25 protein-coding genes are annotated in these 24,739 nt (G+C 68.3%); 11 read left to right on the top strand and 14 right to left on the bottom strand.

The genetic code is table 11. The features are described 5' to 3' along the window. Nucleotides 1-2 precede the first annotated feature (2 nt). From V4F39_RS21110 to V4F39_RS21100, 3 genes are read right to left on the bottom strand one after another with little or no spacing between them, the layout of a single operon-like run. On the bottom strand, nucleotides 3-692 hold the full coding sequence (locus tag V4F39_RS21110) for a type IV pilus inner membrane component PilO (protein ID WP_332291923.1): 690 nt from the start codon (nucleotides 690-692) through the stop codon (nucleotides 3-5). Between the two features lie 11 nt (nucleotides 693-703). Further along, nucleotides 704-1,318, bottom strand: coding sequence for a PilN domain-containing protein (locus tag V4F39_RS21105; protein WP_332291921.1), 615 nt, complete (start codon nucleotides 1,316-1,318; stop codon nucleotides 704-706). Then, entirely contained in the window at nucleotides 1,315-2,394 is a 1,080-nt protein-coding gene (locus tag V4F39_RS21100; protein WP_332291919.1) for a pilus assembly protein PilM, read from the bottom strand. The genes V4F39_RS21105 and V4F39_RS21100 overlap by 4 nt, the downstream gene beginning before the upstream one ends. Nucleotides 2,395-2,650: 256 nt before the next feature. Between V4F39_RS21100 and V4F39_RS21095 the strand changes: the two genes are divergently transcribed. Continuing rightward, complete coding sequence (locus V4F39_RS21095; RefSeq protein ID WP_332291917.1) at nucleotides 2,651-5,029, top strand: penicillin-binding protein 1A; 2,379 nt, start codon at nucleotides 2,651-2,653, stop codon at nucleotides 5,027-5,029. 26 nt (nucleotides 5,030-5,055) lie between these two features. On the opposite strand, the gene cyaY is transcribed toward V4F39_RS21095, so the two are convergent. Beyond that, nucleotides 5,056-5,385 carry an iron donor protein CyaY gene (gene cyaY, locus V4F39_RS21090; RefSeq protein ID WP_332292070.1) on the bottom strand — a complete coding sequence of 110 codons (330 nt, stop codon included), beginning with the start codon at nucleotides 5,383-5,385 and terminating at the stop codon, nucleotides 5,056-5,058. A 13-nt stretch (nucleotides 5,386-5,398) separates the two neighbouring features. Between cyaY and lptM the strand changes: the two genes are divergently transcribed. Both lptM and lysA read left to right on the top strand, forming a co-directional pair. Next, a complete protein-coding gene (gene lptM / locus V4F39_RS21085) occupies nucleotides 5,399-5,593 on the top strand; it encodes an LPS translocon maturation chaperone LptM (RefSeq protein WP_332291916.1) in 195 nt (64 codons plus the stop codon). Continuing rightward, on the top strand, nucleotides 5,590-6,858 hold the full coding sequence (lysA, locus tag V4F39_RS21080; RefSeq protein WP_332291914.1) for a diaminopimelate decarboxylase: 1,269 nt from the start codon (nucleotides 5,590-5,592) through the stop codon (nucleotides 6,856-6,858). The genes lptM and lysA overlap by 4 nt, the downstream gene beginning before the upstream one ends. A 15-nt stretch (nucleotides 6,859-6,873) precedes the next feature. On the opposite strand, the gene V4F39_RS21075 is transcribed toward lysA, so the two are convergent. The 8 genes from V4F39_RS21075 to V4F39_RS21040 all read right to left on the bottom strand — a co-directional run bounded on the left by V4F39_RS21075 (nucleotide 6,874) and on the right by V4F39_RS21040 (nucleotide 16,805). Further along, nucleotides 6,874-7,863: an ABC transporter ATP-binding protein gene (locus tag V4F39_RS21075; RefSeq protein WP_332291913.1), complete on the bottom strand. Its 990-nt coding sequence runs from the start codon at nucleotides 7,861-7,863 to the stop codon at nucleotides 6,874-6,876. A 19-nt stretch (nucleotides 7,864-7,882) separates the two neighbouring features. After that, nucleotides 7,883-8,926 carry an ABC transporter ATP-binding protein gene (locus V4F39_RS21070; RefSeq protein WP_332291912.1) on the bottom strand — a complete coding sequence of 348 codons (1,044 nt, stop codon included), beginning with the start codon at nucleotides 8,924-8,926 and terminating at the stop codon, nucleotides 7,883-7,885. A 25-nt stretch (nucleotides 8,927-8,951) separates the two neighbouring features. Further along, the gene (locus V4F39_RS21065; RefSeq protein WP_332291911.1) at nucleotides 8,952-9,881 is read right to left on the bottom strand and encodes an ABC transporter permease; all 930 of its coding nucleotides are present in this window, start codon (nucleotides 9,879-9,881) and stop codon (nucleotides 8,952-8,954) included. Next, nucleotides 9,878-11,449 (bottom strand): ABC transporter substrate-binding protein, encoded by a 1,572-nt coding sequence (locus tag V4F39_RS21060; protein ID WP_332291909.1) that lies wholly within the window; start codon nucleotides 11,447-11,449, stop codon nucleotides 9,878-9,880. Before V4F39_RS21060 ends, V4F39_RS21065 begins: the two co-directional genes overlap by 4 nt. A 23-nt stretch (nucleotides 11,450-11,472) precedes the next feature. Continuing rightward, complete coding sequence (locus tag V4F39_RS21055) at nucleotides 11,473-12,456, bottom strand: ABC transporter permease (RefSeq protein WP_332291908.1); 984 nt, start codon at nucleotides 12,454-12,456, stop codon at nucleotides 11,473-11,475. A 114-nt stretch (nucleotides 12,457-12,570) separates the two neighbouring features. Next, nucleotides 12,571-14,118: an ABC transporter substrate-binding protein gene (locus tag V4F39_RS21050; RefSeq protein WP_332291905.1), complete on the bottom strand. Its 1,548-nt coding sequence runs from the start codon at nucleotides 14,116-14,118 to the stop codon at nucleotides 12,571-12,573. A gap of 181 nt (nucleotides 14,119-14,299) precedes the next feature. Continuing rightward, a complete protein-coding gene (locus V4F39_RS21045) occupies nucleotides 14,300-15,583 on the bottom strand; it encodes a porin (protein WP_332291903.1) in 1,284 nt (427 codons plus the stop codon). Nucleotides 15,584-15,788: 205 nt separating this feature from the next. Next, nucleotides 15,789-16,805 (bottom strand): porin, encoded by a 1,017-nt coding sequence (locus V4F39_RS21040; RefSeq protein WP_332291901.1) that lies wholly within the window; start codon nucleotides 16,803-16,805, stop codon nucleotides 15,789-15,791. A gap of 239 nt (nucleotides 16,806-17,044) precedes the next feature. Here V4F39_RS21040 and coq7 point away from each other — a divergent pair, with 239 nt between their 5' ends. Continuing rightward, nucleotides 17,045-17,665, top strand: a complete 621-nt coding sequence (gene coq7 / locus V4F39_RS21035) for a 2-polyprenyl-3-methyl-6-methoxy-1,4-benzoquinone monooxygenase (RefSeq protein ID WP_332291900.1) — start codon at nucleotides 17,045-17,047, stop codon at nucleotides 17,663-17,665. Here the strand turns inward: coq7 and V4F39_RS21030 are convergent, their stop codons facing one another. Further along, nucleotides 17,666-18,088 (bottom strand): OsmC family protein, encoded by a 423-nt coding sequence (locus V4F39_RS21030; protein ID WP_332291899.1) that lies wholly within the window; start codon nucleotides 18,086-18,088, stop codon nucleotides 17,666-17,668. A 274-nt stretch (nucleotides 18,089-18,362) separates the two neighbouring features. On the opposite strand from V4F39_RS21030, the gene ilvA reads away from it, so the two are divergent. Beyond that, nucleotides 18,363-19,931 (top strand): threonine ammonia-lyase, biosynthetic, encoded by a 1,569-nt coding sequence (ilvA, locus tag V4F39_RS21025; protein ID WP_332291897.1) that lies wholly within the window; start codon nucleotides 18,363-18,365, stop codon nucleotides 19,929-19,931. 21 nt (nucleotides 19,932-19,952) lie between these two features. Then, nucleotides 19,953-21,077 carry a nicotinate-nucleotide--dimethylbenzimidazole phosphoribosyltransferase gene (locus V4F39_RS21020; RefSeq protein WP_332291896.1) on the top strand — a complete coding sequence of 375 codons (1,125 nt, stop codon included), beginning with the start codon at nucleotides 19,953-19,955 and terminating at the stop codon, nucleotides 21,075-21,077. Nucleotides 21,078-21,107: 30 nt separating this feature from the next. Here the strand turns inward: V4F39_RS21020 and V4F39_RS21015 are convergent, their stop codons facing one another. Beyond that, entirely contained in the window at nucleotides 21,108-21,743 is a 636-nt protein-coding gene (locus V4F39_RS21015; protein ID WP_332291894.1) for a hypothetical protein, read from the bottom strand. Nucleotides 21,744-21,806: 63 nt separating this feature from the next. On the opposite strand from V4F39_RS21015, the gene gspG reads away from it, so the two are divergent. The 5 genes from gspG to gspK are packed head-to-tail and all read left to right on the top strand — an operon-like array spanning nucleotide 21,807 to nucleotide 24,696. Beyond that, nucleotides 21,807-22,250, top strand: a complete 444-nt coding sequence (gspG, locus tag V4F39_RS21010) for a type II secretion system major pseudopilin GspG (protein ID WP_332291893.1) — start codon at nucleotides 21,807-21,809, stop codon at nucleotides 22,248-22,250. 7 nt (nucleotides 22,251-22,257) lie between these two features. Further along, nucleotides 22,258-22,722, top strand: coding sequence for a pilus assembly FimT family protein (locus V4F39_RS21005; RefSeq protein WP_332291892.1), 465 nt, complete (start codon nucleotides 22,258-22,260; stop codon nucleotides 22,720-22,722). Beyond that, nucleotides 22,719-23,099: a type II secretion system minor pseudopilin GspI gene (gene gspI, locus V4F39_RS21000; RefSeq protein ID WP_332291890.1), complete on the top strand. Its 381-nt coding sequence runs from the start codon at nucleotides 22,719-22,721 to the stop codon at nucleotides 23,097-23,099. Before V4F39_RS21005 ends, gspI begins: the two co-directional genes overlap by 4 nt. After that, on the top strand, nucleotides 23,099-23,716 hold the full coding sequence (locus V4F39_RS20995; RefSeq protein WP_332291888.1) for a PulJ/GspJ family protein: 618 nt from the start codon (nucleotides 23,099-23,101) through the stop codon (nucleotides 23,714-23,716). The genes gspI and V4F39_RS20995 overlap by 1 nt, the downstream gene beginning before the upstream one ends. Beyond that, nucleotides 23,716-24,696, top strand: a complete 981-nt coding sequence (gene gspK / locus V4F39_RS20990; RefSeq protein ID WP_332291887.1) for a type II secretion system minor pseudopilin GspK — start codon at nucleotides 23,716-23,718, stop codon at nucleotides 24,694-24,696. The genes V4F39_RS20995 and gspK overlap by 1 nt, the downstream gene beginning before the upstream one ends. Nucleotides 24,697-24,739 lie beyond the last annotated feature (43 nt).

Here is a 24,739-nt window from a genome sequence, read left to right as displayed (position 1 = left end):
CTTCATTTCTTGGCCCCTGCCTTGGCGGCCGCACGGGCCTTGCGCTGTTCCTCGATCTCCAGCGGGTCGAGGTAGCGGTAGGTGCGCGCGGTGGCCTCCATGGCCAGGTTGCCCGCCGCGTCGCGCTGCGGGGTGCTGATCGACAGGTCGTGCAGCGTGACGATGCGCGAGAGGTTCGCCACATCGGCGGCGAAAGCGCCCATGTCGTGGTAGCGGCCGCTGACGCGGATCGAGATCGGCAGCTCGGCGTAATAGTCCTTGACCACCACCTGGCCCGGGCGGAACAGCTCGAACTGCAGGCCGCGGCCCAGGCCGGCCTGGTTGATGTCGGACAGCAGCGCGTCCATCTCGGCCTTGCCGGGCAGCTGCTTCTCGAGCTGGGTCACGTACTCCTCGACCTGCGACTTCTGCTTGCGCAGCTCGCTCAGGTTGACCGCCTGGTTGAGCTTGGCGCGGTAGTCGGCCTTGAGCGTGGGCTCGCGGTCGCGCTCGGCCTGGAGCAGGTCGGTCTCGTCGGAGAGCAGCAGCACCCAGCCGAGCGCCACCGCCACCAGGGCCATCAGCACCCAGGCGGCGATGCGCGGCAGCAGCGGCCACTGGCCGGGCTCCTTCATGTCGAGCCCGCGGAACTGGGCCGCCGCGTGCTCCAGGGCCTCGCCGAGATCGAGGTTCATCCGTTTAGCCGTCGCCATCGCCGCAATCCTCAGGACGCCCGGGACGCGGCGCCGGCCGGCGCACTGGCCCCGGCGGCGGGCGCCTGCGGCCGCTTGATCGACACACGCATCGAGAAATCGAACAGGCGCCGCTGCTCGCGGGTGGCCTCCTTGACCGTCGCCGCCTTGATCTCGACCAGCTCGGGCCGTTCGAGCCATTCGGAGTTGTAGAGCGCGTTGCGCAGCAGCTCCGAGACACGCTCGTTGGTCTGCGCGATGCCGGTGACGGCCACGACGGCATCCGTCTGCTTGATCGACGTGAGGTACACGCCCTCCGGCGTCTGCTTCGTCAGCTCGTTGAGGAGGTAGACGGGGATGTTGCGGTCGGTCTGCAGGTCTTCGACGGCCTTCTGCCGGGCCTTCAGGCTCTCGATCTCGGCGCGCAGGTTGGCAATGTCCTTGATCTGGCCTTCGAGCAGGCTGATCTCGCGTTGCAGCACCGCGTTGCGCTGCGCTTGCGAATCCGTCAGTTGCTGCAACACCGCATACCAGGCCGCGACGATGGCCAGCCCCGCGAGGGCGGACATGCCGAGGCCGGCGAAGAACGCCGCCTTGCGGCGCTTGCGCCGGGCCTCACGGTGAGGCAGCAGGTTGATCAGGATCACTGCGTGAATCTCCGCATCGCCAGGCCGCAGGCCGTCAGGTACGAGGGCGCCTCGCGGCGCACCTTGGCTTCGCGCACGGCGGAGCCGAGCTTCATCTGGTCGAACGGATTCACGATCATCGATGCGAAGCCGGTCAGTTCGGTCACACGCTCCTTCAGGCCGGGCAGGGTCGCGGTGCCGCCGGCCAGCATCACGTAATGCACCTTGTGGTGCGGCGTGCTGGTGAAGAAGTACTGCAGCGCGCGGCCGATCTCCTGCGACAGGCTGTCGACGAAGGTGTTGAGGATCGACGACTCGTAGTCTTCCGGCAGGTCGCCGGACAGCTTCTTCTGCTCGGCCTCCTCGAACGAGAAGCCGTACTGGCGCGAGATGAGCTGGGTGAGCTGCGAACCGCCGAAGGCCTGGTCGCGGTCGTAGAGCATCTCCTCGTCGCGCAGCACCTTCAGGCTGGTGACGTCGGCACCGATCTCGAAGAGCGCGACCAGGGCGTCCTTGCCCTCGTTGGGCAGCGCCTTGATCACCCGGGTCATCGCCAGGCGCGAGGCGTGGGACTCGATGTCCAGCACCACCGGCTTCAGGCCGGCGGCTTCCGCCAGGCCCTGGCGGTCCTGCACGCGGTCCTTGCGCGACGCGGCGATGAGCACCTCCACATCGCCCATCGAGGTGGGGCTGGGGCCGATCACGCAGAAGTCGAGGCTGACCTCGTCGAGCGAGAACGGGATGTACTGGTTGGCCTCCGATTCGACCTGCACCTCGAGTTCTTCCTCGCGCAAGCCGGCCGGCAGCATGATCTTCTTGGTGATGACGGCCGACTGCGGCATGGCCATCACCACCTGCTTCGTACGGCTGCCGCTGCGCGCGACCACTCGGCGCACGGCGTCGGCGACCTCATCGAACTTCTCGATCTGGCCGTCCGTGATCCACCCTTTTTCGAAGGGCTCGGACGCAAAGCGCTCGAGCACATAGTCGCCGGCCTTGTTCTGCCCCAATTCGACCAGTTTCACACTGGACGAACTGATATCCAGGCCGATGGTCGGTGGGTGCTTGCGGCCCAGCAGCGCGTCCAGAAAGCTCACCGGGGGTTCTCCCAACGTGCAGCGCTAGCGCCCCGCACACTTCAGCGATTGTTAAGAAGTTACTTCAATGCTAGCAGTAAAGCCTTTGTGCAAGATGAGAAAAGCCGGGTAAATCAGGGCCAGCTCGTTGGTAACCGCCCACGGTCGGCCGCCCCCGACGAGCCCTGCGGCAGCGGTCGCCGGGCCGTCACCCCCGGACACGTCGTGCCCAGGGGCCCCTTTCTATAATTCAAGCACTCCGCCCTCGGAAACCTTCATGTCCAAGACCGACGGCTCGAAGCCGCCGCGCACGCCGCGTCCCCCCCGCCCCTCCCCTGCACCCGCGTCGAGTTGGGCCGCCTCGATCGGCCGCATCGTCGCCTGGCTCTTCGGCCTGGCGGCCGCGGGCGGTATCGCCGTGCTGGCGCTGGTCGCGATCGCGCTGGCCGTCGCCTACCCCAACCTGCCCGAGATCAGCGGGCTGGCGGACTACCGGCCGAAACTGCCGATGCGCGTCTACGCCGCCGACAACGTGCTGCTGGCGGAATACGGCGAGGAGCGTCGCAATTTCGTGCCCATCGGCGACATGCCCAAGGTGATGAAGGACGCCGTGCTGTCGATCGAGGACGCCCGCTTCTACCAGCACGGCGGCGTCGACTACCTGGGCGTGATACGCGCCGGGCTGGCCCAGTTCGCCGAAGCCAAGAGCCAAGGCGCCTCGACCATCACGATGCAGGTGGCCCGCAACTTCTACCTGTCGACGGAGAAGACCTTCACCCGCAAGATCTACGAGATCCTGCTCGCGCTGAAGATCGAGCGCCAGCTCAGCAAGGACCAGATCCTGGAGCTGTACATGAACCAGATCTACCTCGGCCAGCGCGCCTACGGCTTCGCCGCCGCCAGCGAGATCTACTTCGGCAAGCCGCTGAAGAACGTCAGCATCGCCGAGGCCGCGATGCTGGCCGGCCTGCCGAAGGCCCCGTCGGCCTACAACCCCATCGTCAACCCGAAGCGGGCGACGACGCGGCAGCAATACATCATCGAGCGGATGCTCGAGAACGGCTTCATCACGCCCGACCAGGCCCGCGAAGCCGCCGCGGAAACGCTGCGCTACCGCACGCCCTCGGCGGTGCCGGTGCATGCGGAGTTCGCCGCCGAGGCGGCGCGCCAGCTGGTCTACACGCAGTACGGCAACGACGCCTACACCCGTGGGCTCAACGTCTTCCTGACCGTGCGGTCCACCGAGCAGATGGCCGCCTACCGCGCCCTGCGCCGCGGCCTGATCGACTACGAGCGCCGGCAGGTCTACCGGGGCCCGGAAGCCTACGTGGTGCTGCCCTCCGACCCGGCCGACATCGACACCCACATCGCGGAGGCACTGGCCGACCACCCCGACAACGACGACCTGAGGGCCGCGGTGGTGCTCGAAGCCTCGCCCCGCAAGGTCGTCGCGGTGCTGCAGTCGGGCGAATCGATCACCGTCACGGGCAACGGCCTGAAGCCGGTGGCCTCGGGGCTCTCCGAGAAGGCCGGGCCGCAGAAGCAGATCCGGCGCGGCGCCGTGGTGCGCGCGGTGCAGGTGGGCAAGGAATGGTCGCTGACGCAACTGCCCGAAGTCGAGGGTGCGCTGGTGGCGATGGCGCCTGACACGGGCGCGATCAGCGCGCTCGTCGGCGGCTTCGACTACGGCAAGAGCAAGTTCAACCACGTGACGCAGGCCTGGCGGCAGCCGGGCTCCAGCTTCAAGCCCTTCATCTACTCCGCGGCGCTCGAAAAGGGCTTCACGCCCGGCACCGTGGTCAACGACGCCCCGCTGTTCTTCAGCGCCGGCTCCACCGGCAGCCAGCCCTGGGAGCCGAAGAACTACGACGGCAAGTTCGACGGCCCGATGGCGCTGCACACCGCGCTGGCCAAATCCAAGAACATGGTGTCCATCCGCGTGCTGCAGTCGGTCGGCGCGCCGTTTGCGCAGGACTGGGTCACCCGCTTCGGGTTCGAAGGCGACAAGCACCCCGCCTACCTGACGATGGCGCTGGGCGCCGGCTCCGTCACCCCGATGGAGATGGCCACCGCCTACAGCGTGTTCGCCAACGGCGGCTACCTGGTGCAGCCAGTGCTGATCTCGCGCATCACCGACACCAAGGGCCGCACGCTGATGGAGCGCAAGCTCACGCCGCCGGACGAATCGGCCCGCACGATCAGCGCCCGCAATGCGTTCGTGATGAGCACGCTGCTGCAGGAAGTGGTGCGCTCCGGCACCGGCAACCTGGCCGCACGCACGCTGAAGCGGCCCGACCTCTTCGGCAAGACCGGCACCACCAACGATTCGCTGGACGCCTGGTTCGCCGGCTGGCAGCCCTCGACGGTCGCGGTGGTGTGGGTCGGCTACGACCAGCCGCGCAAGCTGGGCGACCGCGAGACCGGCGGCGGCCTCGCGCTGCCGATCTGGACGGAGTACATGGGCCACGCGCTGAAGGACGTACCGGTGCAGGACACGCCCCCGCCGCCCGGCGTGACCAACGTCAACGGCGACTGGACCTTCGAGGAGTTCAGCCACGGCGCCGGTGTCAGCAGCCTGGGGCTGGAAGACCGCATGCCGCCGCAGGCCCCGACCGAGGACGAGAAGCGCGGCATCCTCGACCTGTTCCGGCGCTGAGACCCCTGGGCGGGCCGCGCGGCGGCTCAGGCCGGCGAGAACCGCAACGGCTTGCCGCCCTGCTCGCTGGCGCGGGCCGACAGCAGCGCAAAGAACTCGTGGCCCTCGCGCTCGCGCCACACGCCGTCCGCATAACGGAAGTGGTAACCCCCGGCCCTCGCCGCGAGCCACAGCTCCTGCAGAGGGGGCTGCGTGTTGACGACGATCTTGCTGCCATCGGGGAAGGCCAGTTCCAGCAACCCGCCGGTGCGGCTGGCGTCGATGTCGATCACGTCCTCCTGCAGCCACCGGTCCACCGTGGCTTCGATGGAGGCCAGCACCGCGTCGGTCAGGCGGTGGTAGTCGAGGTCGCTCAGGGCTGCGTCGGACATGGTGCTGGCTAGAATCTTTTGCATGAATGCAACAACTCGATCGAGTGTAGCGGCGCCGACGAGGCCCGCCTGGCGACTCGGACTCGTCGCGGCCGGCCTGTGCACGCTGGCCCTGGGCCTGGGCGGCTGCGGCCAGAAGGGCCCGCTGGAACTGCCCTCCGCCGCCAGGCCCGCTTCGGGAGCGGCACGATGAGCCTGCCCGGCGCGCCCTGGATCGCCCACCGCGACGGCGAGCTGTTCGTCGAAGACTGCCGCGTCAACGCGCTCGCCGACGAGCACGGCACGCCGCTGTACGTCTACTCGCGCAACGCGATGCGTGCCGCCGCCGCGGCCTACCAGCAGGCGCTGGCCGGCCGGCCCCACCTGGTCTGCTACGCGATCAAGGCCAATTCGAGCCTGGCGGTGCTGCAGACGTTTGCCGAAGCCGGCTGTGGCTTCGACATCGTCTCGGGCGGTGAACTGGCGCGGGTGCTGGCCGCGGGCGGTGATGCGTCCAAGGTGGTGTTCTCGGGTGTCGGCAAGACCCGCGCCGAGATGCGGCAGGCCCTGCAGGCCGGCGTGCGCTGCTTCAACGTCGAAAGCGAAGCCGAACTGGACGTGCTGTCGGACGTGGCGGCGGCACTGGGCACGCGGGCGCCCGTGAGCCTGCGCGTGAACCCGGACGTGGACGCCAAGACGCACCCCTACATCTCCACCGGGCTGAAGGGCAACAAGTTCGGCATCGCCCATGGCCAGGCGCTGGCGGCGTACCGCCATGCCGCCTCGCTGCCAGGGCTGCAGGTGGTGGGCATCGACTGCCACATCGGCTCGCAGATCACCGAAACCGCACCCTACCTCGACGCGCTGGACCGCGTGCTCGACCTGGTCGAGGCGGTGGAGCAGGCCGGCATCCCGATCCGCCACGTCGACGTGGGCGGCGGCCTGGGCATCACCTACACCGACGAGCAGCCGCCAGCGGCAGGCACGCTGATCGGCCTGCTGCTCGAACGGCTGGACGCGCGCGGCCACGGGCACCGCGAGCTGCTCTTCGAACCCGGCCGCTCGCTCGTCGGCAATGCCGGCGTGCTGGTGACCGAGGTGCTGGTGCTCAAGCCCGGCGACAAGCGCTTCTGCATCGTCGACGCGGCGATGAACGACCTGATGCGCCCGGCGATGTACGAGGCTTACATGGGCATCGTCCCGTGCCGGCCGCGCAGCGACGCCGCACAGGTCTGGGACGTCGTCGGCCCGGTGTGCGAATCGGGGGACTGGCTGGGCCGGGACCGGGAACTCGCCGTGGCGCCGGGCGACCGCCTGGCGGTGCTGTCCTGCGGCGCGTATGCGATGTCGATGGCCAGCAACTACAACACCCGGCCGCGCGGCGCGGAGGTGATGGTGGACGGCAGCCGGGCGGCCGTGATCCGCGAGCGGGAGCGCGTGCAGGACCTGTTCGCGGGCGAGCGGCTCGTCGCCGGCTGACGCCTGCGCCCACCCTCAGATCCGCCCCTCCTCCACCGCGTGGCAGGCCACGCGGATCCCGCGGAAGTGGTTCAACGCCGGCCGCTCGGCCGAGCAGCGCGCATTGGCGTGCGGACAGCGGGGATGGAAGGCGCAGCCGGTCGGAGGATTCAGCGGATTGGGCACCTCGCCCTGCACCGGCGTGCGGGCGCGGCCCGTCATGTGGATGTCCGGGATCGCATCCAACAGCATGCGGGTGTAGGGGTGCCTCGGGCTGCCGAAGAGCGTGGCCTTGTCCGCCAGCTCGACCAGCCGGCCGAGGTACATCACGCCGACCTGGTCGGCCACGTGCCGCACCACCGCGAGGTTGTGCGAGATGAACAGGTAGGTCAGCCCCCGCTCGCGCTGCAGGTCCTTCATGATGTTGAGCACCTGCGCCTGCACCGAGACGTCGAGCGCCGAGGTGGGCTCGTCGCAGACCAGGAACTCCGGCTGCGTCGCGAGCGCGCGCGCGATCGAGATGCGCTGGCGCTGGCCGCCGGAGAACTGGTGCGGGAACTTCTCGGTGTCGGCGGCCGCCAGCCCGACCGACTTCAGCAGCTCGGCCACCTGGTGCCGCAGCGCCGCCTTGTCGGTGACCAGGGCGTGCTCGCGCAAGGGCTCGCCGACGATGTCGACCACCTTCCAGCGCGGATTCAGGCTGGCGTACGGATCCTGGAAGATCATCTGCATGCGCTGGCGCAGCGTGCGCGCCTGCGGCGAGGCGAAGACCTGGCCGGTGTCCATGCCGTCGAACCGAACGGAGCCGCGGGTGGGCCCGTACAGGCCCACCAGCAGCCGCGCCACCGTGCTCTTGCCGCAGCCGGATTCGCCGACGAGGGCCAGCGTGCGGCCGCGGTCGATGCTGAAGCTCACGCCGTCGACCGCATGCACGAACTGCCTCGGCTTGCGCTCGACCATGCGGTTCAACCACGGCGCCGAGACGTCGAAGGTCTTGGCAAGGTCGTTTACCTCGACCAGGCTCATAAGGCAACCTCCCGCTGCTTCATGCCGCCTCCCGCTCGTTGCGCTGCACCAGCCAGCACGCTGCCTGCGTCGCACCGGCGTCCATGAGGCCCGGGCGCTCCACCCGGCAGCGGTCAAACACCCGCGGGCAGCGCGGGTTGAACGCGCACCCGGGCGGGATGGCCGTCAGCCGCGGCATCGAGCCGTCGATCTGCAGCAGGCGTTCGCGGTCCTCGTCCATCGTCGGGATCGAGCCCATCAGGCCCACGGTGTAGGGGTGGGACGGGTGGTGGATGACCTCGTGCACCGGCCCGATCTCGGCCACGCGGCCGGCGTACATCACCGCCACGCGGTCGCAGGTCTCGGCGATCACGCCCATGTCGTGTGTCACCAGCATCACGGCGGCACCCCGCTCCTTGCACACGCGCTTGAGCAGCGAAATGATCTGCGCCTGGATGGACACGTCGAGCGCCGTGGTCGGTTCGTCGGCGACGATCAGCCGGGGCTCGGCGGCCAGCGCCAGCGCGATGACCACACGTTGGCGCATGCCGCCGGAGAACTGGTGCGGGTACTGGTCGACGCGTGCTTCCGCCGCCGGGATGCCGGTGTCCCTCAGCAGCTGGATCGCCCGTTCGCGCGCCTGCGACTCGGACATCGGCAGGTGCGTGCGGATGGTCTCGGTCAGCTGCCGGCCGATCGTGTACAGCGGGTTCAGCGAGGTCAGCGGGTCCTGGAAGATCGCCCCGATCTGCCGGCCGCGGATCGCGCGCATCTGCTCGTAGGGCAGGTTGTCGATGCGCCGGCCTTCGAGCAGGATCTCGCCGCCGGCGATGCGCCCAGGCGGCTCCAGCAGCCCGATGATGGCGGCGCCGGTCAGCGACTTGCCGGCGCCGGACTCGCCCACCACGCCCAGGATCTCGCCGGGTCGGATCTCGAAGGAGATGTCGTCCAGCGCCAGCAGCGTGCCGCGCCGGGTCGGGAATTCCACCCGCAGGTGGCGCACTTCGAGCAGGGGGGCCGTCGTGGCGACAGCGGGCCGCTGGGGAGACGGTCCGGCGCCCGGCCCGCCGATGGCGTGTTGCATACGTGGGTTCCTAGGGAGGCCGCCGTCAGCGCAGCCGCGGGTTCAAGGCGTCGCGCAGCCAATCGCCCAGCAGGTTCACCGACAGCGCGATCAGCACCAGCATCGCGCCCGGGAAGATGGTGATCCACCATTCGCCGGAGAAGAGGAAGTCGTTGCCGACGCGGATCAGCGTGCCCAGCGAAGGCTGCGTCGGCGGCACGCCCACGCCGAGGAACGACAGCGTGGACTCGGTCAGGATCGCCAGCGCCACCTGGATGGTGGCGAGCACCAGCACCGGCCCCATCACGTTGGGCAGCACGTGTTTCCACATGATGCGCGACGAGCTGACCCCGATCACCCGGGCCGCCTGCACGTACTCCTTGCTGCGCTCGACCAGCGTGGAGCCGCGCACCGTGCGCGCGTACGGCACCCAGCCCGGGATCGCGATCGCCAGCACCAGCACCGCGAAGGCCAGCGTGTCGTGGGCGTTGGGGAACATCGCGCGGCCCACGCCGTCGATCAGCAGCGCGATCAGGATGGACGGAAACGACAGCATCACGTCGCACACGCGCATGATGAACGCGTCGGTCTTGCCGCCGACGAAGCCCGACAACAGGCCCAGGCCGACCCCGACAACCACCGACAGCACCACCGACGCGACCCCGACCAGCAGCGAGATGCGCGCGCCGTACATCAGGGCGGACAGGATGTCGCGGCCCTGGTCGTCCGTGCCGAACAGGTACTTCGGGTTGCCGTCCTGCTGCCACGCCGGCGGCAGGCGGGCGTCGGACAGTTCGAGCGAGGCCAGGTCGAAGGGGTTGTGCGGCGCCACGATGCCGGCGAACAGCGCGCAGAACACGCACACGAACGCGATGACCGCCGCCACGATGGCCGTCGGCGACGAGCGGAAGCTGTGCCAGACATCGCTGTCCAGCGCCCGCTGCCACCAGGAGGGTGCGAGCGGTGCGGCGTTCATCGTCCCTTCACCGTGATCCACTTGAAGAACATGCGGTTGTCGGCCCGCTGCACGAGGCTGACATTGCTGCGCGCCGCCCACGCCAGCGCCTGCTGGTGCAGCGGGATGTGGCCCACGTCGTCCGCATGCACCTTGAAGGCCTCGCGGATCAGGGCGTTGCGCTTGGCCGGGTCGATCTCGGAAGCGACCATCGCCGTCAGCTCGTCGAACTTCGGGTTGCTGTACGCACCGAGGTTGAACTGGCCCTGGCCCTTGTCGGTCGGGGTGGCCATCAGCGCAGACATCGCGTCGTGCGAGTCGGTGGTGCTGGGCGTCCAGCCCAGCAGGTAGAAGCTGGTGTCGCGGCGCAGGATCTTGGGGAAGTAGGTGTTCTTGGTCTCGGTCTGCAGGTTGACCTTCACGCCGATGCGCGCCAGGCTCGCCGCCACCGCCTGGCAGATCGGGCCGTCGTTGACGTAGCGGTCGTTCGGACAGTTGAGGCCGACCTCGAAGCCGCTTGCATAGCCGGCCTCGGCCATCAGCTTCTTCGCCGCCTCCACGTCGTAGGGCAGCCGCTTGTTCATGTCGGCCTGGAAACCGCGGACCCCCGGGCCAACCATCAGCGCGGTCGGCGACGACGCATTGCGCATCACACGCGACTTGATCGCCTCGATGTCGATGGCCTGGTAGAAGGCCTTGCGCACCCGCACGTCCTTGAAAGGGTTCTTGCCCTTGACGCTGGAGAACTGGAGTTCGTCGCGCTTCTGGTCCATGCCCAGGAAGATGGTGCGCAACTCGGGGCCCTGCAGCACCGAGAACCCCCCGGCCTTCAGGCGCTCGACGTCCTGCAGCGGCACCGGCTCCATCACGTCGACCTCGCCCGACAGCATCGCCGCCACACGGGTCGCGTCGTTGCCGATCGGCGTGAACACCACCTCGTCGACGTTGCCCTCGATCTTGTCCCAGTAGTTCAGGTTGCGCACGATCACCGTGCGGGTAGAAGGCTGGCGCTCCTTCAGGCGGTAGGGGCCGGTGCCGTTGGCCTTGAAGGAGGCGTAGTTCTCGATGCCCTTGCGGCGGTCCACCGGCCGCTCGGCCTTGTTCTCCTCGCACCACTTCCGGCTCATGATGAAAAGGCTGGTGAGCGTGTCGGGCAGGATCGGCAGCGGCGCGACGGTCTCGATGTCGACCGTGTGGGCGTCGACCTTGCGCACCTCCTTGATCGGGTTGGTGTAGCCCTTCATGTCGGAGCCTTCGGAGGCGCCTCGCTTGAACGAGAACACCACGTCGTCGGCGGTGAACGGCGTGCCGTCGTGGAAGGTGACGCCCTTGCGCAGATCGAAGCGCCAGACGGTGGGCGAGGCCTGCGTCCACTTGGTGGCGAGGCCAGGCTGCAGCTCAAGGTCCTTGCCGCGGCTCACGAGCGGGTCGTAGATGTTCTCGGTGAAGCTGAGCTGCAAGGTCTCGTTAAGCGAATGCGGGTCCATCGACTGCACGTCGCCCACATCGGCAACACGCAAGGTGACGGCCGGGGCTGTTGCCGCGGCGAACGCGAGCGCGGCGGCAACGAGCGTGGGCTTGAACTTCATGGGGTCTCCTGGCAGGTTCGGCTTCAGTGGGCGCTGCCGCTGCGCTCGATGCGCAGCCGCGGATCGACCGCGAAGTACAGCAGGTCCACCATCAGGTTGATGAGGACGAAGATCAGGGCCACGAGGCACAGGTAGGCGGCCATCACGGGGATGTCGGCGAACTGCACGGCCTGGATGAACAGCAGCCCCATGCCGGGCCACTGGAACACCGTCTCGGTGATGATCGCGAAGGCGATCAGCCCGCCGAGCTGCAGCCCGGTGATGGTGATCACGGGCACCAGGGTGTTCTTCAGCGCGTGGCCGAAGTACACGACCCGCGTCGGCAGCCCGCGCGCACGCGCGAACTTGATGTAGTCGGCCCGCAGCACCTCGAGCATCTCGGAGCGCACCAGCCGCATGATCAGCGTGAGCTGGTAGATCGACAGCGTGACCGCCGGCAGGACCAGGTGCTTGAGTCCGTCGACGGTCAGGAAGCCGGTGGTCCATACCCCGAGCGATACCACCTCGCCGCGCCCGAAGCTGGGCAGCACCTTCAGGTTCACCGCGAAGACCAGGATCAGCAGGATGCCGATCAGGAAGGTGGGCAACGAGACCCCGAGCAGCGAGAAGGTCATCAAGGCCTGCGACAGGAAGGTGCCGCGCCGCAACGCGGCGTAGACGCCCATCGGCACGCCGACCAGCAGTGCGATCACCGCGGCGGCGACCGCCAGCTCGAGCGTTGCGGGGAAGCGCTCGACGATCAGCGAGGAGACCTTGCGCCCTTGGCGCAGGCTGAGGCCGAACTCGCCCTGCACCGCGTTGCCGACGAAGGCGGCGAACTGGACGGGAAAGGGTTGGTCGAGGCCCAGGTCGCGCCGCAGCTGGTCGCGCTGCTGCGGCGTGGCGTCCTGTCCGAGCAGGTTCGTGACCGGATCGCCGACGTACTGGAAGAGCATGAACGCGATGAAGGCCACCGTGAGCATCACGACGACGGCCTGCACCAGGCGGCGGAAGATGAAGACGAGCATGAGCGGCTTGGGTGCGGCGGCTCCGGAGACGCCGTTCAGTCGGTGGAGGCGGTCGGGGCGCCAGGCTGGTTCAGGTGCCGCTTGGAAGAACCAGCCATCGGTCGGGGCGCCCCTTCAGTCGATGCGGACCGTGCGCATGTCGATGCGATTGTCGGCGCGGTGGGTCATCCCGATGTTCTTCTTCATCGCCCAGGGAATCACCTGGTTGTGCAGCGGGATGTGCGAGACGTCTTCGTGCGACAGCAGCAACGCCTGCTCGATCAGCACGTTGCGGTTGGACTGGTCGACCTCCTTCTTGATGCGCTCGACCAGCGCGTCCATCTGCGGGTTGCTGTAGCGGCCGACGTTGTAGTTCCCGTCGCCCTGCGCGCCGACCGAACGCACCAGCGACTGCAGCGAGTACAACGCGTCGAAGGTGGGCACGCCCCAGCCGAGCATGTAGATGCTGGCCTCGTAGCGCTGGATCATCGGGAAGTAGGTCACCAGCGGCAGCGTGCGCAGCTTGGCCTTGACGCCGATGCGGGCCCACATCGCGGTGATCGCCTGGCAGATCTCCTCGTCGTTGATGTAGCGGTTGTTGGGGCAGGCGAAGTCGACCTCGAAGCCGCCGGGATAGCCGGCGTCGGCCAGCAGTTGCCGCGCGGCCTCGGGGCTGTACGGCCAGCGCACGTCGGCCTTCTTGGTCCAGCCGTTGACCTGCGGCGCGATCAAGGTGCCGGTGACCTGGCTCAACCCGCGCATCGTGACGCGGTGGATCGCCTGGATGTCGATGGCCTGGTAGAGCGCCTTGCGCACGCGCAGGTCCTTCAGCGGGTTCTTGCCCTTGACGTTGGAGCCGGGCAGCTCGCTGCGGAACTGGTCGAGGCCGAGGAACATGGTGCGGTTCTCCGCGCCGTCCAGCACCTTCAGCGATCCGGCGCTGCGCAGCTTGGGCAGGTCGGCCGGCGAGGGATCGAGCACCATGTCGATCTCGCCCGACAGCAGCGCCGCGACACGCGTCGCTTCCGACTTGATGGGCGAGTAGACGATCTCGGTGACGTTGCCGTTCGCTTTGCCCCACCACTGCGGGTTTTTCACCAGCACCATGCGCACATCCGGATCCCAGCTCTTGAGCATGAAGGGGCCGGTGCCGTTGGCATTGCGGTGCGCGAAGTTCTCATCCTTGGTCTTGATGTCCTTGGGCTGCATCGACTTGTTCTTCTCGGCCCACTCCTTGTCCATCATGCGCAGCTCGGTGAGCTGGCGCTGCAGCACCGGGTTCGGACCGCGCGTGATGATGTCGATGGTCTCGTCGTCGACCTTGACGACCTTGTCGATGCCCTGCGTGAAGACGCCGTAGTTGGAGGTCTTCTCCATCGCCCGCTCGAGCGAGAACACCGCGTCGTCGGCGTTGAACGGCGCGCCGTCGTGGAACTTCACGCCCTTGCGCAGCTTGATGCGCACCTGCGTCGGGCTCATCTGCTGGAAGCTGGTCGCGAGCATGGGCTCCAGCTCGAACTTGGCGTTGTAATAGAACAGCGATTCATACACCGCGGCATGCACGCCATTGCCGAGGGCGTTGTTCTGCGAATGGATATCCCAGGTCGGGATGTCGCTGGCGCTGCTCCACCTGAATGTCTTGGCGTGGGCGGGAATGGCTGCAATGGCAGATGCAAGCGCCATGGCTGCGAACACCGATACATTGAATTGCACCACGTTGGGCACTCCTGCAACCTGATATGGCCGGATCTTCCGCAAATTGCGTGCCGTCCGCCAAGGCGGGTAAATCCGCATGATGAAAACGACGATACCGGCACGCGGCCGGTATCTTGTTCATGCCGTGCGGCACGCAGGCCGCCTTCGATCAGAAGGTGTGCCGGATGCCGATGCTGAAACTCGTCGACTTGCCGCCGGGGTTCACGCCCACCCCGTTCCACACCGGGACCTCGCGCAGGCCGGTGGCCACCAGCAGCGGTTCGGGGCCGCCGTTGATGCCCGCCGTGGCCGACACCGGCAGCGTCCTGCCCTCGTCGTCCTTCAGGTAGCCGTAGCGGGTGTAGAGCGCCGTGCGCTTGGACAGGTTGTAGTCGGCACCGAGCACGAAGGCGGTGTCCTTGCCCTTCGTGAAGTTCTTGAACTTCTGGATGCCGTACATCGCGCCCACCTGCCACACGCCGAAGGTGTAGCGGGCACCGACCGCGAACGAGCGGATGTCGATGCCGTCGGAAACCAGCGTCGGGAACGCCGAGGACTTGAAGTCGTAGGAGCCCTCGCCAAACGCCGCCGCCACCGCCCAGCCGGAGGCGGCGATGTAGCGGCCTGCCAGCACATAGCTGCGGTAGTCGTCGAGCACACCCACCGGCAGGCCGTTGGCCAGCGTGGCGGTCGGGCCCAGGTACAGGGGCACGTCGAAGCGGTTCGTGTGCACGGCGGCGGACACGCTGACGCCCTGGCCGCCCGGCCCGGGGTTGTCCGCGTAGTTGATGAAGGCGCCTGCGGTGCGGCCGCGCCCCTCGGCGCCCGCCGTCTGCCCGCCGAGGATCTGCGCCGTGCTGCCGGTCGCCCCGGTCGCGGCGCGGCGGCCGTTGATGCCCGCCGCACCCACGCCGGCATTCGGCGAGACCGCGATGCTGCCGGTGAACTTGCCTGCCTTCAGCCAGTAGCTGACCTGGTTGTCCTGCCGCACCTGCAGTTGGTTGATCGTCAGCAGGCCGGTGAAGAGGTCGGTCCCCGCGAGCCGCTCGGTCGTGGAGAACGCCTTGGCATAGAAGAACGGCGCGTACTGGCGGCCGAGGCGGATTTCACCGTAGGGCGTCGTCAACGACACGAAGGCCTGCCGGCCCCAGGCGCGGCCGTCGTTGCCCAGCGTGCCTTCGTCATAGGTGGGCTGCATCTCGAGCACGAAGCCGGCGCGCATGCCGCCGCCCAGGTCTTCGGTGCCGCGGAAGCCGAGTGCGCTGATGCCGGACATGCTGGGCGCCAGGCGCTCCTTGCGGCCCACGTTGCTGCGCAACAGCGGATTGACCCCCGCCGTCCGGTTCGTGGTTTCCGCGCCCACGTCGGCCGTCCCGTAGATCTCGACCGTGGACTGGGCATGAACAGCGCAGGCAGCCAGTGCCGCCGAGGCCGCGAGCAAGGTTTTCTTCATCAGATTCATCTCCGTCAGCAAATCGATGGAAGGAGCCGTGGACGACTTCTGAAAAGAATATTGCCATGCAGTGAATGGGAGCCCCCGTTTTGTTGCAGCACTCGCACAGGAAAAAACCCCAATCCCTTTTTCTGCGCAGCGGAAACGAAAAAGCCGCCCAAAGGCGGCTTTTGTTCGAGCGGAGCTGCCTCGCGGCAGCGCTGCATCAGAACGAGTGGCGGATGCCGAGGTCGAAACCGGTCGACTTCTCGCCGGCGGTCATCGGACGGCCAGCAATGTCGGACACCGAGTAGTTGCCAGCACGCGAAGCGCCCGACTTGTTCTTGATGTAAGCCAGCGTCGAGTAGATCGCGGTGCGCTTCGACAGGTCGTAGACATAGCCGATGGCGAACTGGTCGGCATCGCCGTGCGCGCCGTTGGCTTCGCCGTCGGTGCGGTTGTAGGCCAGCTTCAGCGTGCCGGGGCCGACCGGGGCGGTCACGCCAACACCCAGGAACTTGTCCTTGTTGGACAGGTAGTCGGTCTGTTGGTAGCTCAGCATCAGCTTGGCCATGCCGAAGTCGTACGAACCGGAGATCACGGCGACTTGGTAGTCGTCGGCCGGGAGTTCGGTCTGGCCGTAGGCGGCCGTCACGTCGAACGGACCGGCCTTGTAGCCCAGGCGGCCACCGACGTACTTGTTGGCGTCGTTGCCTTCGCCCGCAGCCACCGACAACTGGCCGTAGATGCCACCCAGGGTGGACGGCAGGAAGTAGGCGATGATGTTGTCCGCGCGGTTCTTGGTGGCGGCGCCGCCGTACACGTTGAACAGACGGCCCTTGTCGCCCACGCCGACGGTGCCGAACGGATCGTAGTCAGCGAACGCGGTCCAGGTCGGCAGCAGGTCGCGGCCCAAACGGACTTCACCGAAGCCGCCGCTCAGGCTGACCGTGGAACGGCGGTGCCAGAACTTGCCGCTGGAATTCTGCGTGCCGTCATCGACGTTGATGTGCGACTCGAGCCAGAAGCTGGCCTTCAGGCCGCCACCCAGGTCTTCAACGCCACGGAAGCCCAGACGGCTCGTGGAGTTGCCACCCGACGTCAGCTTCTTTTGCTTGGCATCGTCGTTCTTGACGTACGTAGCAGCAACGTCCACCACGCCGAACAGGGTCACGGACGACTGGGCAGCAGCCATGCCGGCGAAACCGCCGAGAACTGCCAGCGCGACGAGAGATTTCTTCATTGCATCTATCTCCAAGGTTGAACAAGAGGTCCCGAATCCGGCGTGCTCACAGCCTCAAATGGGCTGGATGCCGCCGTACAGGCCAACCTCCTTTGCGGAAGCTGCGCGGATTGCACCAGACCCCCTACCGCGATGCAAAGAATTGGCGGCTGAAACCGTCCAGCTGTTGGCAAGCTGCAACAATCCTTCGGCTTGCGTAAGGGATAGCCCCAGGGTTGGTTCAGTATCCTTACCAAACCATGATGACAGCCGATGCCCTGCTTGCCGCTGCCGATGCGGCACTCCGAACGCTCTCTGGAGGCGCTCGCGCGTCACGCCCTGCGCCGGACGCGCCACCGTGCGACCTGTCGCCTCCCGAGCGACGGCTCTCCGGTGCGCTGATGCGTGTCAACCATGTCGGGGAAATCTGCGCCCAGGCGCTGTACCAGGCCCAGGCGCTCACCGCCCGCGACCCCGCGTTGCGCGAGGCGATGAACCAGGCCGCCCGCGAGGAGATCGACCACCTGGCCTGGACGCGGCAGCGCCTCGACGAGTTGGGCGACCGCCCCAGCCTGTTGAACCCCCTGTGGTATGCAGGGGCGTTTGCCATCGGCTTGGCGGCCGGCCGCGCGGGCGACCGCGTCAGCCTGGGCTTCCTGGCTGAAACGGAGCGTCAGGTGGAGCAGCATCTGGCCAGCCACCTGGACCGCCTGCCCGCCCATGACGAGCGGTCGCGGACGATCGTGGCCCAGATGAAGGTCGATGAGGCCCGGCACGCCGAGCATGCCGAGGCCGCAGGCGCCGCCGCCCTGCCGGGTGCCGTCACCTGGCTGATGCGTGCCGCCAGCAAGGTGATGACGGCGACGGCACACCGCCTCTGATCAGGCCGGGACGATCTCGAAGCCGGTCGTGATCTCGGCCGTCTTGGCCAGCATGATCGTGGCGGAGCAGTACTTGTCGTGCGACAGCTCGATGGCGCGCGCGACCGCCGCTTCCGGCAAGTTGCGGCCACTCACCTTGAAATGCAGGTGGATGCGGGTGAAGACCTTCGGATCCACAGGCGCGCGTTCCGAGGTCACCTTCACCTCGCACCCCGTCACTTCGTGCCTGCCGCGCTTGAGGATCAGCACGACGTCGTAGGCCGTGCAGCCGCCCGCACCCGCCAGCAGCGTTTCCATCGGCCGCGGCGCCAGGTTGCGTCCGCCGCCGTCCGGTGCGCCGTCCATCGTCAGCAGGTGGCCGCTGCCGGTTTCGGCCACAAATCCCATGCCGGTGGCGGGCACCCAGTTGATCGTGCATTCCATCGCTGTTTTGCACCTGGCCGGTGCATTTGTGTCTAGTCGATGTGAATTCTGCAACCTGAACCGCCGTCCCTTCGCGATGAATGGAAAATTTTCGGCCGTTTGATATTGCACCGCAGCATGGCGGCTGCTAAACTGCCCTTCATTGGTTCAGCAAACACTGAACCCACCGGTTGTCTCCTCCACCTCCTCCATTGGTGGATTCGGCCCGAAGCGCAAGCTTCGGGCCTTTTTCTTTATGATGCGGCGCCGCACCATAAGAAAGACGACCGTCACCATGGCCGGCGCCGCCCGCAAACGCTCCCCCCGCACGCCTCGCGGCACCTCCGCCGCGCCTCACCCCGACTACCTCCGCAAGATCCTCACCGCCCGTGTCTACGACGTGGCGATCGAGACGCCGCTGGATCCGGCCCGCAGCCTGTCGAAGCGGCTGGGCAACCAGGTGTTCCTGAAGCGCGAGGACCAGCAGCCCGTCTTCAGCTTCAAGCTGCGCGGCGCCTACAACAAGATGGCGCACCTGTCGGCCGAACAATTGGCGCGAGGGGTGATCTGCGCGTCGGCGGGCAACCATGCGCAGGGTGTGGCGCTGAGCGCCCGGCGGCTGCGCACCACCGCCGTGGTGGTGATGCCGGTCACGACGCCGCAACTGAAAATCGACGCGGTCAAGGCGCTCGGCGGCGACGTGGTGCTGAGCGGCGAGAGCTACTCCGACGCCTACGCCCACGCCAAGGTGCTGGAGACGGAGCGGGGGCTGACCTTCGTCCACCCCTTCGACGACCCCGACGTCATCGCCGGCCAGGGCACGATCGCCATGGAGATCCTGCGGCAGCACGAGGGCCCGATCGACGCGGTGTTCGTCGCCATCGGAGGCGGCGGCCTCATCGCGGGCGTGGCGTCGTACATCAAGGCCGTGCGGCCGGAGATCAAGGTGATCGGCGTCCAGACCTCGGACTCCGACGCGATGGTCCGCTCGGTGCGCGCCGGCAAGCGGGTGCAGTTGGACGACGTGGGCCTGTTCTCCGACGGCACCGCCGTCAAGCTGGTCGGGGAAGAGACGTTCCGCATCACGCGGGAGCTCGTCGACGACTACGTGGTCGTCGACACCGATGCGGTGTGCGCCGCCATCAAGGACGTCTTCCAGGACACCCGCAGCATCCTCGAGCCCGCGGGCGCGCTGGGCGTGGCGGCGATCAAGCAATACGCCGACACGCACAAGCAGAAGGGCGCGACGTTCATCGCGATCACCTGCGGCGCGAACATGAACTTCGACCGCCTGCGCTTCGTGGCGGAGCGCGCGGAGGTGGGCGAAGAACGCGAGGCCATCTTCGCCGTCACCATCCCGGAGGCGCGCGGCTCCTTCAAGCGCCTGTGCGAACTGATCGGCCCGCGCAGCGTGACCGAGTTCAACTACCGCATCTCCGACGCCCAGGCGGCGCACGTGTTCGTCGGCATCTCGACGCACAGGCGCGAGGAGGCGCACAAGCTGGCGCGCAGCTTCGAGCGCCATGGCTTCGCCACGCTCGACCTCACCGACGACGAACTGGCCAAGCAGCACCTGCGCCACATGGTGGGCGGGCGCACCGAGCTGGCGCAGGACGAGCACCTCTACCGCTTCGTGTTCCCCGAGCGCCCGGGTGCGCTGATGCGCTTCCTGAGCGCGATGCCGCCGAACTGGAACATCAGCCTCTTCCACTACCGCAACCAGGGCGCCGACTACGGCCGCATCCTCGTCGGACTGCAGGCCCCGCGCGCGGACCGGAAGGCGCTGCGAGCGTTCCTCGACGGGCTGGGCTACCCGTACGTTGACGAAACCGACAATCCCGTCTATCGCATGTTCCTGCGCTGACCTGCTGCTTAAACTCGGCGCATGCCGGTCAACCGCTCGCTCATCTCGCCCACTTCGAGCGCCCTGCTCGAAAGCGCCTTGCGCGACAAGCTGCAACGCCGCAGCGAAACCACCGGCAGCCTGGGCGAGCTGGAGCCCCTGGCCATCCGCCTGGGGTTGATGCAGAACACGCTCAAGCCCCGGTTGCGCGATCCGCAGGTCGTGCTGTTCGCGTCCGACCACGGGCTGGCCGTCGACGGCCTCGCCAAGGCGCACCAGCGCAGCACGCGTGAACAGGTGCTGCAGCTGCTCAGCGCACAGCTGCCGGTGGCGGTCTTCGCGCGCATCCAGGGCATGGAATTGTCGGTCGTCGACTGCGGCGTGGCCGAGACGCTGCTGCCGCACGATCGCCTGCTGATGCGCAAGATCGCCCACGGCACGCGCAATTCGCGGGTGGGTCCGGCGATGACGGTCGACCAGGCGCATGCCGCGATCCGCGCCGGCATGGAGATCGGCGATGCGCTGAAGGGCAACCTCGTCGTCTGCGCGGGCATCGGCGTCGGCAGCCACGAAAGCGCCGCGCTGGTGCTGTCGCGCCTAACCGACTCGTCGGTGCGCGAGCTGCTGATCGAGGGCCCGCAGATGAACCAGGATGACCTGTCGCACCTGCTGGCCGTCGTCCAGAGCGCGCAGGGGCGGCACCGCGACATCAGCGATCCGGTCGAAGTCCTGGCCGCGTTCGGCGGCTTCGAGATCGCGATGATGGTGGGCGTGATGCTGGTGTCGGCGAGCAAGCGGCACCTGGTGATGGTCGACGGGATGGCCGCCTGCGCCGCGCTGATGGTGGCATCGCGGATCGCCGCCCCGGTGACCGACTACTGTGTCTTCTGCCGCAGCCATTCGCACCAGGGGCTCGACGAGGCGCTGCAGCTCTTCCGTGCCTCCGCGCTGCTGGAACTGGGCATGGAAAGCACCGACGGCACCGGCGCGACGCTGGCGTGGCCGCTGGTGCGCTCGGCCGCCGCGCTGCTCACCGAGGTGGCGGAAGGGGAGGATCCGGGCCCGTCGCGGCCGCTGGTCATGCACACCGCCGAAGGCGGCCTGCTGATTTCGACGGACAGCGCCACGGCCCCCGGGCCGCTGGGCACACCCGACGTCGCGCTGTAGGCGCGGGCCTCGCTGGCGCGGGGGCCGCCTTCAGTTCACGGACGGGTTGTGCTGTTCGGATTCGTCCTCGTGCTCCTGCTGCTCCGACGGTTGCGCAGGCGGCACGGCCTGGACCGGCATGGCGGGCACGGCACCCACCGGCGGGCGCTGGAAGGCGGGCGGTGGTGCGAAGGTGGGCGCAGCGGGCACCGCCGGGGCGGAGAAGGCACCCGACGGCGGCAGCGTGCCGGTCGCCGGAGGCGGCAGGGGCGGCAGTTCCAGGCGCACGATCGGCGGCTCGCCGCGGGCGCCGAGCGCCGCGCCCCGCTGATGCACCGACTGCAGCACCAGGCCGGCCTCGATGGCCGTGCCGACGCGGAACGCCCGTGCCGGCTTGCCGTCGATGGCGATCAACGCCACGCCCACGGGCCGATCGGCCTGGCGGGGCGATGCGACGCCGACGAGCCTGAACCGGCTCGCCACCTCGGGCGCGACGGGCGCCGCCTCGGTGATCACGGGCGCCTGGCCCAGCACACGCGACAAATCGGCAGGCGGCATGCCGCCGCCGTCCGCGGGCTGCGCATGCGCAGGAATCTGCGGCGCCGCAACGAAAACGCGCAGGCCCCAGAACACCGCCGTCGCGGCCGCGGCTGCCCAGAACGTAAACGCCAACAGTCTTGCCGTCATGTGCAGATTATGATCGATCGGTTTTTCGCCCCGTGCGATTTCCCCTTCCTCACGACTGCAGTCATGGTCCCGACACCCCATTGCCCCCGTCGCCGCGCCGCCGCCCGCGGCTTCACGCTGATCGAACTGATGGTCGTGCTGGTCATCATCGGCGTGCTGGCGGCCCTCATCGTGCCGAACGTGCTCGACCGTGCCGACGACGCACGCGTGACGGCCGCGCGCACCGACGTCAACAACCTCGTGCAGGCGCTCAAGCTCTACAAGCTCGACAACCAGCGCTACCCGACCGCCGAACAGGGCCTCGAGGCCCTGGTGCGCAAACCGACGGTCGGGGCCATTCCCAACAACTGGAAGCCCTACCTCGACAAGCTGCCCAACGACCCGTGGGGCCGCCCCTACCAGTTCGTCAGCCCGGGCATCAAGGGCGAGATCGATGTCTTCAGCTACGGTGCGGACGGGCAGACCGGCGGCGAAGGCAACAACGCCGACATCGGTTCCTGGCAGTGAGCCGGGCATGGCACGGCACCGCCGCGCCGCCGGCCATCGCGGCTTCACGCTGATCGAACTGCTGGTCGTGATCGCGCTGATCGCCGTCGCGGCCGGCGTCGCCAGCCTGGCGCTGCGCGATGGCTCACAGGTCCAGCTCGAACGCGAGGCCGAGCGCCTCGCCGCCCTGCTCGAGGGCGCCCGTGCCGAAGCACGTTCCGCGCAGCTGCCCGCACGGTGGGAGCCGACGACGGGCGTCGACAGCGACGGCACCGACTTCCGCTTCATCGGCCTGCCGCCCTCGCCGGACCGTCCCAGCCACTGGATGGCCGACGGCGTCACGGTCGACATCGTCGGCTCCCTCGCCGTGCGGCTGGGCCCCGAGCCGCTGATCGGCGCGCAGCGCATCGTGCTGCGGCTGGGCGACCAGCGGGTCGATCTCGCCACCGACGGCCTCGGCCCCTTCACGATCGTCAGCGGGGGGCCGCCGTGAAGCCGCGCGCCCCGCACGGGGCACGGGGCTTCACGCTGATCGAGGTGCTGGTCGCGCTCGTCATCGTCGCCGTGGCCCTGGGCGCCGGGCTCAAGGCCGCCGGTTCGCTGACCGACAACGCCGAACGCCTGGCCGAGGTGACGGCCGCCCAATGGTGCGCCGACAACGAGCTCGTGGTGCTCACCACCCGCAAGGGCGCCTTCCCCGGCGTGGGCGAAACGGCCTTCGAGTGCGAGCAGCTCGGCCGCCGCTATCGGGGGCGGCTGGTGGTGCGCGCGACGGTCAACACCGACCTGCGCGTCGTCGAGGCCGTGGTGTCCGACGAGAACGACGTGCCGCTGGTCATCGTCTCGACCGGCATGTTCCGCTACCGATGATGAAGAACGTGCAACGCGGCTTCACGCTGGTCGAGGTGCTGGTGGCGCTGTTCATCATGGCCACGATGGCGGCGATGGCGTGGCAGGGCGTGGATGCGATCGCGCGGTCGCGCAGCACCGCCAAGGCCAGCGTCGATCGCACGCTGCGCGTGGGCACCGTGCTGGCGCAGTGGCAGGCCGACCTGCGGGCGCTGCATGCCGTGCCGCTCGTCAGCGGCCAGCCCGCGGTGTTCGCCGCGCTGAACGTCCCCTCGCTGATGCTGGCCGACCAGATCGCCCGGCTCGTGCGCACCAACGACGATGGTGTGCAGGTGGTGGTGTGGTCGGTACGCAATGGCCGGCTGCTGCGCTGGGCCAGCCCGCCGACCCGCGGCGTCGCCGAACTGCAGGAGCACTGGCAGCGCAGCCAGCGGCTGCTCGGCAACGAGACCCAGCAGATGCTGATGCTCGAAGGCATCGCGAGCTGGCAGGCCTACTGCCACGACGGCAGCCCCAACCTCAGCAACTGCCAGTCGACGCAGGACGGCCTGCCGCTGGCCGTGCGGCTGGTGCTGCAGTTCGCCGGCGAGACGCAGGGCACGCTGACGCGCGACACGGCCCTGCCGCCGCTGCCGTGATGCCGCCCGCACGCCCCCGCCCTCCCCGCCAGCAGCACGGCGCGGCGCTGCTGATGGCGATGATCATCCTCACGCTGGTTGCCACGCTGGCGGCCGGCATGGTCTACCAGCAGGACCGCGCCATCCGGGTCGAGTCCGCGGAGCGTGCGCGCGAGCAGACCTCGCGCGTCGCCCTCGGCGGCCTCGAGCTGGCGCGCTGGATCCTGCGCCAGGACGCCACCAAGAACCCGAAGACCGACCACCTCGGAGAGGCGTGGGCCACCAGCCTGCCGGAGACGGAGCTGTCGTCGCTGATCGCGGGCAACGACCGGTCGCCCACCTCGGAGCAAGGCCTGCGTGCCTTCATGCGCGGCGAGATCATCGACGCGCAATCGCGCTTCAACCTGCGCAACCTCGTCGACGAGAAGAACGAACCCAGCCTGGCCGACATCGAGATCCTGCGCAGGCTGTGCGCCAACGCCGGCCTGCCGGCCGAAGTGGCGCAGCGCATCGCCATCGGCCTGCGCAAGGCCTGGGCGACGCAGGAGTTGCAGCCCGATGCCATCGTGGCGCCCGACCGGCTGGCGCAGCTCACTTGGCTGGGCATCGAGCCCTCGGTGATCGATACGCTGCGCCCCCTCGTCACGCTGCTGCCCGAGCGCGGCACGAAGATCAACGTCAACACCGCCCTGGCCGACGTGCTGGCCGCCGCCATCAACGGCCTCGACCGCAGCAGCGCCCAGCGCATCATCGACACGCGCAGGCGCAGCGAGAACAACGAAGGCTTCACCTCGACCGACAAGGTGCGCGAGCTGTTCCCTCAGTTGAAACCCGAGGACTTCTCGAACCTGTCGGTGACCACCGGCTACTTCGAGGTGCACTCCGAACTGCGCATCGGCGACCAGGTCACCAGCGACGTGTGGCTGCTGCGCCGCCGCCAATCCAACATCACGCTCGTGCGCCAGGAGCGTGTGGCGCTGCGCAACCTGTCTCGGCCATGAACCGCCGTACACCGTCCCAGCGATCTGTCGAATCGAACGCTGT

The organism is Aquincola agrisoli, assembly GCF_036621135.1.
Lineage (GTDB): Bacteria > Pseudomonadota > Gammaproteobacteria > Burkholderiales > Burkholderiaceae_C > Aquincola > Aquincola agrisoli.
The sequence above is the reverse complement of the archived record's forward strand: the minus strand, read 5'-3'. Positions and strand labels throughout refer to the sequence as shown.

Excerpts from the sequence above, each read along its gene's own strand:
- gspG (WP_332291893.1), top strand. The coding sequence starts at position 21,807 with ATGGTCCCGACACCCCATTGCCCCCGTCGCCGCGCCGCCGCCCGCGGC.
- V4F39_RS21020 (WP_332291896.1), top strand. The coding sequence starts at position 19,953 with ATGCCGGTCAACCGCTCGCTCATCTCGCCCACTTCGAGCGCCCTGCTC.
- V4F39_RS21015 (WP_332291894.1), bottom strand. The coding sequence starts at position 21,743 with ATGACGGCAAGACTGTTGGCGTTTACGTTCTGGGCAGCCGCGGCCGCG.
- V4F39_RS21065 (WP_332291911.1), bottom strand. The coding sequence starts at position 9,881 with ATGAACGCCGCACCGCTCGCACCCTCCTGGTGGCAGCGGGCGCTGGAC.
- V4F39_RS21110 (WP_332291923.1), bottom strand. The coding sequence starts at position 692 with ATGGCGACGGCTAAACGGATGAACCTCGATCTCGGCGAGGCCCTGGAG.
- lysA (WP_332291914.1), top strand. The coding sequence starts at position 5,590 with ATGAGCCTGCCCGGCGCGCCCTGGATCGCCCACCGCGACGGCGAGCTG.
- V4F39_RS21045 (WP_332291903.1), bottom strand. The coding sequence starts at position 15,583 with ATGAAGAAAACCTTGCTCGCGGCCTCGGCGGCACTGGCTGCCTGCGCT.
- V4F39_RS21095 (WP_332291917.1), top strand. The coding sequence starts at position 2,651 with ATGTCCAAGACCGACGGCTCGAAGCCGCCGCGCACGCCGCGTCCCCCC.
- V4F39_RS21060 (WP_332291909.1), bottom strand. The coding sequence starts at position 11,449 with ATGAAGTTCAAGCCCACGCTCGTTGCCGCCGCGCTCGCGTTCGCCGCG.
- V4F39_RS20995 (WP_332291888.1), top strand. The coding sequence starts at position 23,099 with ATGAAGAACGTGCAACGCGGCTTCACGCTGGTCGAGGTGCTGGTGGCG.
- V4F39_RS21070 (WP_332291912.1), bottom strand. The coding sequence starts at position 8,926 with ATGCAACACGCCATCGGCGGGCCGGGCGCCGGACCGTCTCCCCAGCGG.
- ilvA (WP_332291897.1), top strand. The coding sequence starts at position 18,363 with ATGGCCGGCGCCGCCCGCAAACGCTCCCCCCGCACGCCTCGCGGCACC.
- V4F39_RS21005 (WP_332291892.1), top strand. The coding sequence starts at position 22,258 with ATGGCACGGCACCGCCGCGCCGCCGGCCATCGCGGCTTCACGCTGATC.
- V4F39_RS21075 (WP_332291913.1), bottom strand. The coding sequence starts at position 7,863 with ATGAGCCTGGTCGAGGTAAACGACCTTGCCAAGACCTTCGACGTCTCG.
- V4F39_RS21050 (WP_332291905.1), bottom strand. The coding sequence starts at position 14,118 with ATGGCGCTTGCATCTGCCATTGCAGCCATTCCCGCCCACGCCAAGACA.
- V4F39_RS21030 (WP_332291899.1), bottom strand. The coding sequence starts at position 18,088 with ATGGAATGCACGATCAACTGGGTGCCCGCCACCGGCATGGGATTTGTG.
- V4F39_RS21040 (WP_332291901.1), bottom strand. The coding sequence starts at position 16,805 with ATGAAGAAATCTCTCGTCGCGCTGGCAGTTCTCGGCGGTTTCGCCGGC.
- V4F39_RS21055 (WP_332291908.1), bottom strand. The coding sequence starts at position 12,456 with ATGCTCGTCTTCATCTTCCGCCGCCTGGTGCAGGCCGTCGTCGTGATG.
- lptM (WP_332291916.1), top strand. The coding sequence starts at position 5,399 with ATGGTGCTGGCTAGAATCTTTTGCATGAATGCAACAACTCGATCGAGT.
- gspK (WP_332291887.1), top strand. The coding sequence starts at position 23,716 with ATGCCGCCCGCACGCCCCCGCCCTCCCCGCCAGCAGCACGGCGCGGCG.
- coq7 (WP_332291900.1), top strand. The coding sequence starts at position 17,045 with ATGATGACAGCCGATGCCCTGCTTGCCGCTGCCGATGCGGCACTCCGA.